Annotated in this window: 12 protein-coding genes; 5 read left to right on the plus strand and 7 right to left on the minus strand. The window is 59.7% G+C overall.

Going from position 1 to position 10291, the window contains the following annotated elements; all coding sequences use genetic code 11:
• Positions 1–6 precede the first annotated feature (6 nt).
• Positions 7–660, minus strand: a complete 654-nt coding sequence (locus ASE07_RS19775; RefSeq protein WP_057292560.1) for a c-type cytochrome — start codon at positions 658–660, stop codon at positions 7–9.
• A 432-nt stretch (positions 661–1092) separates the two neighbouring features.
• Here ASE07_RS19775 and ASE07_RS19780 point away from each other — a divergent pair, with 432 nt between their 5' ends.
• Together ASE07_RS19780 and ASE07_RS28990 are read left to right on the plus strand one after the other, a co-directional pair.
• Positions 1093–1710, plus strand: coding sequence for a 3'-5' exonuclease (locus ASE07_RS19780; RefSeq protein ID WP_057292526.1), 618 nt, complete (start codon positions 1093–1095; stop codon positions 1708–1710).
• Positions 1711–1881: 171 nt separating this feature from the next.
• Positions 1882–2334 (plus strand): hypothetical protein, encoded by a 453-nt coding sequence (locus ASE07_RS28990; protein WP_156396805.1) that lies wholly within the window; start codon positions 1882–1884, stop codon positions 2332–2334.
• A gap of 23 nt (positions 2335–2357) precedes the next feature.
• Here the strand turns inward: ASE07_RS28990 and ASE07_RS19795 are convergent, their stop codons facing one another.
• Complete coding sequence (locus ASE07_RS19795; RefSeq protein WP_057292561.1) at positions 2358–3338, minus strand: 2-dehydropantoate 2-reductase; 981 nt, start codon at positions 3336–3338, stop codon at positions 2358–2360.
• Positions 3339–3500: 162 nt separating this feature from the next.
• Between ASE07_RS19795 and ASE07_RS19800 the strand changes: the two genes are divergently transcribed.
• Positions 3501–3842: a hypothetical protein gene (locus ASE07_RS19800; protein WP_057292529.1), complete on the plus strand. Its 342-nt coding sequence runs from the start codon at positions 3501–3503 to the stop codon at positions 3840–3842.
• A 94-nt stretch (positions 3843–3936) separates the two neighbouring features.
• Here ASE07_RS19800 and ASE07_RS19805 read toward each other — a convergent pair whose 3' ends face one another.
• On the minus strand, positions 3937–4899 hold the full coding sequence (locus ASE07_RS19805) for a LysR family transcriptional regulator (protein ID WP_082584311.1): 963 nt from the start codon (positions 4897–4899) through the stop codon (positions 3937–3939).
• A 144-nt stretch (positions 4900–5043) separates the two neighbouring features.
• On the opposite strand from ASE07_RS19805, the gene ASE07_RS19810 reads away from it, so the two are divergent.
• On the plus strand, positions 5044–5643 hold the full coding sequence (locus tag ASE07_RS19810) for a short chain dehydrogenase (protein ID WP_057292530.1): 600 nt from the start codon (positions 5044–5046) through the stop codon (positions 5641–5643).
• Between the two features lie 98 nt (positions 5644–5741).
• On the opposite strand, the gene ASE07_RS19815 is transcribed toward ASE07_RS19810, so the two are convergent.
• Positions 5742–6017: a hypothetical protein gene (locus ASE07_RS19815; protein WP_057292531.1), complete on the minus strand. Its 276-nt coding sequence runs from the start codon at positions 6015–6017 to the stop codon at positions 5742–5744.
• A gap of 110 nt (positions 6018–6127) precedes the next feature.
• Positions 6128–7141 (minus strand): AI-2E family transporter, encoded by a 1014-nt coding sequence (locus ASE07_RS19820; protein ID WP_057292532.1) that lies wholly within the window; start codon positions 7139–7141, stop codon positions 6128–6130.
• Between the two features lie 193 nt (positions 7142–7334).
• On the opposite strand from ASE07_RS19820, the gene ASE07_RS19825 reads away from it, so the two are divergent.
• Positions 7335–8441, plus strand: a complete 1107-nt coding sequence (locus ASE07_RS19825; RefSeq protein ID WP_057292533.1) for an NADH:flavin oxidoreductase/NADH oxidase — start codon at positions 7335–7337, stop codon at positions 8439–8441.
• Between the two features lie 61 nt (positions 8442–8502).
• On the opposite strand, the gene ASE07_RS19830 is transcribed toward ASE07_RS19825, so the two are convergent.
• Positions 8503–9294 (minus strand): hypothetical protein, encoded by a 792-nt coding sequence (locus ASE07_RS19830; RefSeq protein ID WP_156396807.1) that lies wholly within the window; start codon positions 9292–9294, stop codon positions 8503–8505.
• A gap of 191 nt (positions 9295–9485) precedes the next feature.
• Positions 9486–9668, minus strand: a 183-nt coding sequence (locus ASE07_RS29930; RefSeq protein ID WP_235548536.1) for a hypothetical protein, incomplete at its 5' end; no start/stop codon positions are given.
• Between the last annotated feature and the right edge of the window lie 623 nt (positions 9669–10291).

Below are 10291 nucleotides of genomic sequence, written 5' to 3' on the forward strand. Positions count from 1 at the left end.
TTCCCCTTATTGCGGAACGCTGCCGCAGGCAACCGGCAGCTTTGCCGGCAAGGAACGGGCAGGCGCCGCATCGTCCGGGACCCCGCGCGTCGATAGCCAGGCGGACACCGCACTGATCTCGTCGGGACGGAGCTGGCGGGTGATTTCGGCCATGCAGTCAGGGGCAAGCGCGCGGCGCGTACCTTCACGCCAGGCACCGAACTGGGAATTGATATAGTCGCGCGGCAAACCGAGCAGACCGGGAATGGCCGGGGCCACGCCGGTCAGCGCCTCGCCATGACAGGCGATACAGGCAGGTAGCTTGCGTGCCGGGTCGCCGTTCATCACAAGCTGGCGTCCGCGTTCCAGGATAGCCGGCGTCGCAGCGATCGTCGGCGGTGGCGGATAGGGCAGATGCTGGTCGGCGAAGAAGACTGCCATTTCCTTCAGGTAGTCATCGGACAGGTTTTGCACCATATACACCATCAAGGGATATTGCTGGCGGCGGCCATCACGGAAGTTGATCAGCTGGTTATACAGGTAGCCTGCGGGTTTGCCGGCAATGCGAGGATAGTAGCCATCATTGGTGGCGCGGCCTTCCTTGCCGTGGCAAGTCATGCAGGGCGCAACGCGTTTGGCGATGTCGTCGCTGCGGGTCGGCGCTTGTGCGCGGGCCAGCATTGCGGAAAAAACGAGCAAGGCCAGGCATGCGCCGGATCGAAAAAGACGGTAATGACTGAGAGGATTGCTTGGCATGACGAGTCCAGAAATGAGCCGGCGGAATTTTACGTGAATGGCAAGGTCGGCGTGGGACACGACATGCGTAAGTCCAACTGCGTTGACAGAAAGACCATACCCGATCAACCAGGGTTCCCTGTTGCTTCAGCCTGTTCCCGGATCACGGGAAGCAAGCCGAGCGATTATTGCAATACGTCGATGCGCCGATGCGGCGATGCGAACGATATGTAATGCGGCATTGCGTTGACTGTGGCGTGGCGGCGCGTGCGAGATCTGACCGTTCCGACATCGCTTCTTGTTGTCGCATACCGTAAAATCGGGGCTTCTCTTTGCCATCCATCACGCCGATCCCACCCTATCGGCGCTGCAACAGCCATGTACCAGGAACCCATCGTGATGCTCGACTTTGAAACCACCGGATTGTCGCCGGCGGCCGGGGCACGCATTACCGAAGTCGCTGCATTGAAGATCCAGGGCGGTCGCATCGTTGACCGCTATGTATCTCTGGTCAACTGCCATGTTCACGTGCCGGCCTTCATTACCAGCCTGACCGGGATTACCCAGAAGATGGTCGACAGCGCGCCGTGTGTCTCGCGGGTGGTGCCGGAGCTGCTGGCGTTTATCGGCGATGACGCGCTGTCCGCGCACAATGCAAGTTTCGATGAAAAATTCCTGATCGCGGAAAGCCGTGATCTCGGGTTGATGCCGCGTCACCGCCGCCTGGTATGTTCCTTAAAACTGTCGCGGCGGGTGTTTCCGGGTTTGCCAAGTTACAAGCTTGGTATGCTGTCTTCATCGCTTGGGATTCGTTTCAAGGGTACTGCGCACCGTGCAGAGGCCGACGCGGAAGTCAGCGCCAATGTGCTGCTGCATATCGGTGAGCATTTGCAAAGCCGATATGGGCTGACACGAGTGGATACGGAATTGTTGTCACGTGTCACGGCACTGAGCGCGGCAAAGGTGCCGGAGTTCTTGCGGAGGCAGGCAGCGTGACATCGTAAAGCGCTTGTTCCAGGACCGGCGGCTCAGCCATCTCTTGTTCTCCTGTTCTCCTGTATCTGTTGTGGAAGCACGCATGTACCTGCCGGCCGTCTTGCCGACAGCTTGCGGATCGGCTTGGTCCAACGATAATGAACTGATGCCTTCATTTCCGCCGGAGTCAACTTGAGAACACCAGTTCGTTTCCTGACCACTGCGCTTATTCTGACCGCTTGCAGTTCAGTCGACCCCAAGCTCCTCAGCATACAGAACAGGCCCGTGCCAAGGGAGCCGGCAGCCGCGCCGGCCGCAACAGAAGCCTCTGCAGCACCTCGAGCACCTGTCACGACGGACAAGTCATCGACGCCAACTCGCTCCGCCGATCCGCGCACGGGACGTCGCGCCGTGCCCGCAACCATCATGCGAATGCCGGAGCCGCCGGCACCCGCGCCGTCCCCGGCCCCGCCAGTCCTCGCCACGCCGCAACCTGTCGGCCCGCCCTCTCCTGCGCCGGTGACCAGCTGCGATCCCGGCGGATGCTGGAGCGGTGGCGAGCGCTATCAGGGTAGCGATGGAAACTACGTCGCGCCGGGCGGTGGAACCTGCCGCGGCAACGGTGCTTTCATGCAGTGCTTTTAATGCGTTAGTGTGCTTAAGCAGGGCTATTCCGGATACAAGCCATGCGTACGGCCAAACAGCCGCACCAGCCCCAGCAAGCCATCAATCGTCGGCGTGGGGACGTCGACCAGCTTGCCGATCTCCTGCACCGCCGTGACCAGCGCATCGATTTCCAGTGCCTTGCCTGCTTCGGCATCCTGCAGCATGGAAGTCTTGAATGCGCCCAGCTGCCGCGTCACGTCCATGCGGTCCGCGCCGCTCTGCGTGATTGGGCAGCCGATGCGTTCCCCGATCGTTGCGGCTTCCTGCATGGCGGACAGGCAGAAGCTGCGGACCAGCGGATCGTCGAGTACCTTGTCGGCCGTGGCGCCGGTGATGGCGGAGACCGGGTTCATCGTCATGTTGCCCCACAACTTGTACCAGATGTCGGTGCGGATATCCTGGCTGGCCTCCGCCTGAAAACCGGCCTTGCCCAACAGCGCCACCAGCTGTTGCAGGCGCTCGCTATCGCCGCCGCCCGGTTCGCCGAGGGTCAGTCGGTTGCCAAAGCCGAGACGTACCAGCCCCGGTTCGGGACAGGAACTCGACAGGTGCACCACGCAGCCAATGATCTGGGCGCCCGGAATGGCGCGCAGCAAGGCGCCGTCCGGATCGAGCGACGCCAGGCGGGTGCCGGCATAGGGCAGCCCATCGGCGGCGAAGAACCACCATGGCACGCCGTTCATCGCCGTGATCACGATGGTTTCCGGTCCGATCAGCGGCGCAACCTGGCGCGCGACGTCCGGCAAGGCGGTGGCCTTGACGGCGATGATCACCACGTCCTGCACGCCGAGCGCTGCCGGGTCTTGTTCCGCCCGCAACGGCACGGTGAGGGTTTGTTCCTGCGACTGCACGCGCGCACCGTGCCGGCGCAATGCATCAAGCGTCGCACCACGCGCGACCGCGCTGACTTCGCATCCGGCGCCCGCAAGACGCGCACCGATCAACCCGCCGATCGCACCGAAACCGTAGACTGCAATTTTCATCATTCCGCCTCCGCAAATCATTCGACTGCGCAGTGTAGCGCGCTACGAACTGCTCTGCAGGGCAAACCACACATCACATATTCATGGCATGGCTAGGGATTTTTCGATGTGATAACTTCGCTCCATCGCTTGACACCTTACCTGTAGTTTCCGGAGAAAACCTTGAAGACGCTGTTGATCATGCTGCTGGTATCGCTATCTGTTATCGGCTGGCGCAGGCCGGATATCCTGCAGGCGATCGGCATGGCGGGTGCGGCACAGGATCCGGCGACGCTCGCTACGGGCAATTCGGCAGCCACGCAGCTGAAGAAGCTCAATGTCGATACCCTGATAGTGCAAGCTCCCGATAATGGCAAGAAACCGATGTCCGCCGCTGAATTTACGGAACTGGCGAAAAAGGATACGCAGGCCTACCAGAAGTTCATCGGCAGCCTGCGTATCGAAGAAGAGCGCAGCGAAGTCGACAAGCTGTTGAATTTTTTCGCAAGAGGCAAATACGAATAGCTCACGTGGCTCACTAGCTTATTGAGTATAGCAATGCGCGTTACGGATGGCTTTACCCTACCTACCATCGCATTCGTAACGTTGGCAAGCCGGCTTACCCAGCCGGCTTTTTTTTCGCCTCGCTTTTTGTCATGCTTTTCGTCGTACTTTTCTCCTGACTGTTCGCCCCATGCTTCGCGCCGAAACGCTCCAGCATGAAATCGATGAACGTCGCAAGCTTGGGTGTGGGCTGGCGATCACGCAGATAGACCAGATGCGTGGGTCGCGGCGGCGGTGCATAGTCTTCAAGCAGCGATACCAGGCGTCCGGCACGGACATCGTCGCCCAGCAGGATTTCCGCCTGCATCACGATGCCATAGCCACGCAATGCGACCATGCGCAGCGCCTGCCCATTGTTGGAGCGAAAGCGGCTGGCCGGCACATCGACCTGCCTGTCCCCAGTGGCGGCAAGCTTCCAGCGTACCTCCTTGCTCCAGTGCATAAAGTCCAGGCACTGGTGGCTGGCCAGGTCCTCCGGCTTGAGCGGCGTGCCGGCGCGTGCAAGATAGTCGGGCGACGCGCAGATCAGCATCCGGTAAGGCTGCAAGGGACGCGCCACCAGGGCGGAATCGTCCAGTTTGCCAATGCGTACCGCGACATCGATGCCATCTTCGACCAGATCGACCACGCGGTCGTTGAGATTAAGGTCCAGGCTCACTTCCGGATACAGGCTGAGATAGTCGGCAATGGCCGGCGCCATCAGCTGGCTGCCGAAGGATACCGGCGCGCTGATAGTGAGCAAGCCCCGTGGGCTGGTGCGCATCGCTTCCGCGCCCGATTCGGCGGCGGCAATGTCAGCAAGGATCTGGCGGCAGCGTTCGACATACTGGCGCCCGATCTCGGTCAGGTTCTGCCGTCGGGTGGTGCGCGTCAGCAGCCGGGTGCCCAATCTCTCTTCCAGCTCACGCACATGCTTGCCAACCATGACCGGAGAAATGTTGAACGCCTCGGAGGCGGCCGTGAAACTGCCGCTGTCCACCACGGCGACAAAGATTTCCATGCTGCGCAGCTTGTCCATAGATTGCTAACCATTGCTTAGTAATGTTGTTCATCCTAGCACATTTATTCCTTTTATGAATAAATCAATAATGGCTTCACCGTTGCCGCCGTCGCTTCCCTTGCATGGGGCAACGTGGAAAACCACCCATCACAGGAGAACAGCATGAAAGTTATCGTTATCGGCGCCACCGGCACCATCGGCAAAGCAGTCTCGGAACAACTCGCTACCCGGCATGAAGTGATCCGGGTCGGCAACACCAACGGACAGTACCATGTTGATATTGCCGATCCGGCCAGCGTCGAGGCCCTGTTTGCGCGTGTCGGCAAAGCAGATGCGGTAGTGGTCGCCGCCGGCAATGTGCACTTTGGTCCGCTCTCGGAAATCACACCACAGCAATTGCACATCGGCCTGCAGCACAAGTTGATGGGACAGGTGAATGTCGCACTGGCCGCACAGCGTCACCTGAACGACGGCGGCTCGATCACGCTGACCAGCGGGATAGTCGGCGACGAGCCGATCCGCTACGGTGTCAGCGCCACCATGGTGAACGCGGCAGTCGAAGGTTTCATACGCGCGGCAGCGATCGAATTGCCACGCGGCTTACGCATCAACGGCATCAGCCCTTCCGTGTTGCAGGAATCGATGGAGGCCTACGGTCCGTATTTCCATGGATTTGAACCGGTGCCGGCAACGCGTGTGGCACAGGCTTACATCAAGAGCGTGGATGGCTTGCACACGGGGCGCGTGTATCACGTCTGGTGACACAGGGTGGGAATAGAGGAGCAGGACGAAAGCAGGAACACAGGGATACGAAGGCGCCATGCGCGGAATGCTGTCCGCGCATGGCACAGTATTACGGCTTACCGTCCGGAGCGCTGCTTGTCGGCTTCGGTTTCAGGTTTGGGAATCGCTATCGGATCGCTGGCGGGGAAAGTCATTTCCACTGCGTCGTCGATCTGCTCTTCTTCTTTCTCGTTCTTGTCCTCGGACTGAATCTGGCGTACCCGCACGTCGCGGGAAGCCGCATCCTTTGAAGACACATCCTTCGGCGTTACCGACTGTGAGTCGTTTCCTTGCGATGAAGTCGTTTTCTGTTTGTCCTCGTCCTCCGCAGACGTTCTGTTCAGGTTCGACATGGTCGTCCTCCTTTGATTAGCAATGGTGAATGGCAATGCCGCAATCCGGCACAGCCCTCCATATTGGTGTGATAACAGGAAATGTCGAAAGTTTCAGCATTGAATATCGCTCAAACAAGATCGTAATCGGCGAGTTCTTTCTTTACATAAGCATAGAACACCGGGGCGGCGACCACGCCTGGCAAACCAAAGATGGTTTCCATCGTTAACATGGCGGCGAGCAGCTCCCATGCCTTGGCATTGATGTGGGCACCGATGATTCTGGCATTCAGGAAATATTCAAGCTTGTGGATGACGATGAGGAACACCAGTGACGCTATGGCGATCGACAACGAATGCGACAGGCTGACAATGACAATCACCGAGTTGGAGATCAGGTTTCCGACCACCGGCAGCAAGCCGGCGAAGAAGGTAATCGCAATCATGCTCTTGGTGAGAGGCAGGCGTATGCCAGCCAGCGGCAATACGATCACCAGGTATGCGGCGGTAAATAGCGCATTGAGGCCGGCGATCCTGACCTGCGCAAAGACGATCTGGCGGAATGCGCTGTGAAGGTTAACGACGCGGGCATGCAATGCCGAAGCAAGCGGTTTGTAATTCGGTGGGGTGGTGGTGTCGTACAGCGCCGCCATCGCGCCGATCGCCATGCCGATCAGCAAATGCGCAATGGTGCGCCCGGCCTGCTGGCCGATGAATTGCGCCTCCGACGCATGAGCGCGCAGCCACGTCGTAATCATTTCCCGGATCGCGTCCGCGCTCGTGGGAATGTATTGCCTGAGCCATGCCGGCATCTGGTCGCGCGAGGTTTCGATGATATCGGCCAGCTTTTTCATCAGCACGCCGAGGTTGCCGGCATCGCTCAGAAAAAAACTGACCCCGCCCCAGATGGCCAGCGACAGAACCAGCACAATGAGGCCGCCAAGCAAAATGACCGCAATCATGCGTGCGCGGTGATCACTAATGTTGCGCGACAACGGGGGCGCCATGACATGCACCAGCGAATACACCAGCAAGCCGGAGAACAGCGCGGCCAGCAAGCCCTTGTGCAGCACGATGAACAAAGCTCCCGCAGCCAGCAGATAAGAAGCAATGGTGGTTAAATGAAGCTTGTTGTTTTCGGACATGACTGTGTGGTGTCTTGTTGTGTTTCGTTGTTCTTGCTTTTTGTTGTCGCCGTGTGTTGCAGGATAGACCTACGTCGCATCGTGCAATGGGGAGTGATCGCAGCTATTCCGCACCGCCGTGCCTCTCTGAGGATGATGCATTGCAATATCATCAGTCGTACCGGATTTTTCATCTGTTTCCAGGAAAAAGAATATGAGCACCTTATTTTCGCCCTACTCGCTCGGGGAACTCACACTCAAGAATCGCATTGTAATCGCACCGATGTGCCAGTACTCCGCCGAGAACGGCGCGGCGACCGATTGGCACATGATTCATCTGGGCCACCTGTCGCTGTCCGGTGCCGGCCTGATGTTTATCGAAGCGACCGCCGTCGAGGCGGCTGGCCGCATTTCGCCTAGCGATCTGGGGCTGTGGGATGACGCCACCGAGGCGGCGCTGGCCAGGGTATTGCAGGCGGTGCGCAAGCATTCACCGACCGCCGTGGCGATTCAATTGGGCCATGCGGGGCGCAAGGCATCGGTACATGTACCGTGGGAAGGCGGACATTCGATTCCCTTGGCCGAAGGCGGCTGGAAAACCTCCGCGCCGTCGGCCGTGCCGTTTACGGAAGGCGATGAGACGCCGGTCGCGCTTGATGCCGCTGGCTTGCAGCGTATTCGCGATGCGTTTGCCGATGCGGCGCGGCGTTCGGCACGGCTGGGACTGGATGCGATTGAAGTCCATGCCGCGCATGGCTATCTGCTGCATCAGTTTTTGTCGCCGCTGTCGAACCGCCGCGAAGATGAATACGGCGGCTCGCTGGAAAACCGCATGCGTTTTCCGCTGGAAATTTTTGACATCGTACGTGCAGCCTTTCCAGGTGAGAGGCCGGTCGGCGTGCGTGTGTCCGCGACCGACTGGGTCGACGGTGGCTGGGATCTTGAACAGACGGTTGCCTTCGCGAAGGAACTCGAACGTCGTGGATGTGCGTTCATTCATGTATCGAGCGGCGGCCTGTCGACGAAGCAGAAAATCACGCTCGGGCCCGGCTATCAGGTGCCATTCGCCGAACGCATCAAGCGTGAAACCAGCTTGCCGACAATTGCCGTTGGCCTGATTACCGAGCCGGAGCAGGCGGAAGCGATTGTGGCGTCCGGCGAGGCCGATCTGGTGGCACTGGCACGCGGCATCCTGTACGACCCGCGCTGGCCGTGGCATGCAGCGGCCAGACTAGGTGCGCATGTCGATGCACCGCCGCAGTACTGGCGCTCGCAGCCGCGCGAACTGAAAACCTTGTTCAATGCAGGAAAGTGGGGCTGAAACAGGGTGTTGCAACGCGGGCTTTTGCCGGCACCTGTTTTCGGCGCCCGCGCTGCGTGTTTCACAAGTCGAACTGAACCGCCACACAGGCCAGTCGTCCGGGACGCGCCTCGGCATCTGCCTCCTCGCGGCTGGCATGTTGGGTCAGCAGGTACCGGTCCTTGCTCCGTGGATCGGTGTTGGGATAAATGTTCACATGCAGTTGCTGCTGTGAAGGGATGTTTTCGAGGTAAGGCAAACCATTCTCCGACAGGCGTCCGTCCAGGGTAAATACTGTCACCACATCGTCGTCGCCAATGTAGCCATGCACCTTGTAGAGCGGATGGCGTGCACGGGTGGTGATGATTTCGACCGGTTGCTTGGTGGTCGTCAGTCGCACCGGTTTGCTGAGGTCCAGCGGTGGTGCTGCGACAGGTTGCGGCTCGGGTACGGCTGCCGCGCGTGGTGCAGCCGGGGGTGCTGGTGCAGCCGGGGCAACCGGCTCGATCTGTTCGACGAATCCATGGTCCGGTTCGGGCTGACGCGACGGGCGGGCGGTATAGCGTGGTGCGTCGAATGAGCGCTCGGGTGGTTGCGGCATTCTCGGTGCGACACGCGGTTCAATCCGCATTTCCGTTCTGGGCTCAATTCGCATGTCTGTTCTGGGTTCGCGCAGTATGGTGACCTCCTCGTCTCGTCGCCGTGCCGATACGGGCGGTCTGTCGAACGTCCGCTTCGGTACATTGAATGTGACTTCATAGTTGTAGAGCTGTTCGTCCGTCATGTCCGGATATGGCGCCGGATGACCGCCATCTACGGTGCGGTATGCGACTTCAGGCTCACGCCTGCCCATGATGGTACCTAGTATGCCCACGTCAAATCTCCTTCAAATTTCCGTAAAACAAGTTGCTGCTGCCGTGGACCGGGACATAGCGGTGGGTGGATCTTGCGTGTGGCCGCTATGAGGTTGGCTTGCCGGAATTCGACATGCTTCTTGCGGGCAGGTTCGGTGGGGGTGTGGTGTTAATGGTTAGAGTTGTTTCTACTTGTTGCTGGGGAAGGGGTTTAAGGGGGAATGGTGCTTTTTTGCAAGAGTTTCTGAGGGTTTTTTCTTCGGTGGTTCTGGGCTGGTTGTTCTTCGTGGATGCTTGCCGGGACTGGCCCCGGCGGGCCACTCACTTTCTTTGCTTCGCCAAAGAAAGTGAGCAAAGAAAGGCGACCCCGGTTCAGCCGCCCTTCGGGTTCCCANGCCGGGACTGGCCCCGGCGGGCCACTCACTTTCTTTGCTTCGCCAAAGAAAGTGAGCAAAGAAAGGCGACCCCGGTTCAGCCGCCCTTCGGGTTCCCAAAAGAGCAGTGCCGCAAGCGGGAAGCGCAGAACTCGCCTGCGGCTCAGACAGCTGCGCTTCTTTATCCGCTTGCAGCGCTGCTCTTTTGGCGTCTGCACAGGGGGATTTCAACCCATCCCCACCCTAGCCCTCCCCTTGAAGGGGAGGGAACGTTCTTGATCGTGGGAAGGTGGTGAGGATGGAGTACCGCCAGAAGAAAGCACCGTTCGGGCAAAGCCCCGGCAGCGCAGCGGCGATCAGCATTCGGCATTCAGCAAGGCGATGCGCAGCGAGCGAGCCGAGNCCGTTCGGGCAAAGCCCCGGCAGCGCAGCGGCGATCAGCATTCGGCATTCAGCAAGGCGATGCGCAGCGAGCGAGCCGAGGTTCCCTCCCCTTCAAGGCGGCCCGCGTAGGGGGAGGGTTAGGGTGGGGATGGGGTTAAAAACCCCCCTGTGCAGACGCCAAAAGAGCGCGGGCCAAAACGGATAAAGAAGCGAAACCTGTCTGAGCCGCAGGCGAGTTTGTTTCGCTTCCCGTTTTGGC

This window comes from Noviherbaspirillum sp. Root189, from assembly GCF_001428545.1.
GTDB lineage: Bacteria > Pseudomonadota > Gammaproteobacteria > Burkholderiales > Burkholderiaceae_D > Noviherbaspirillum.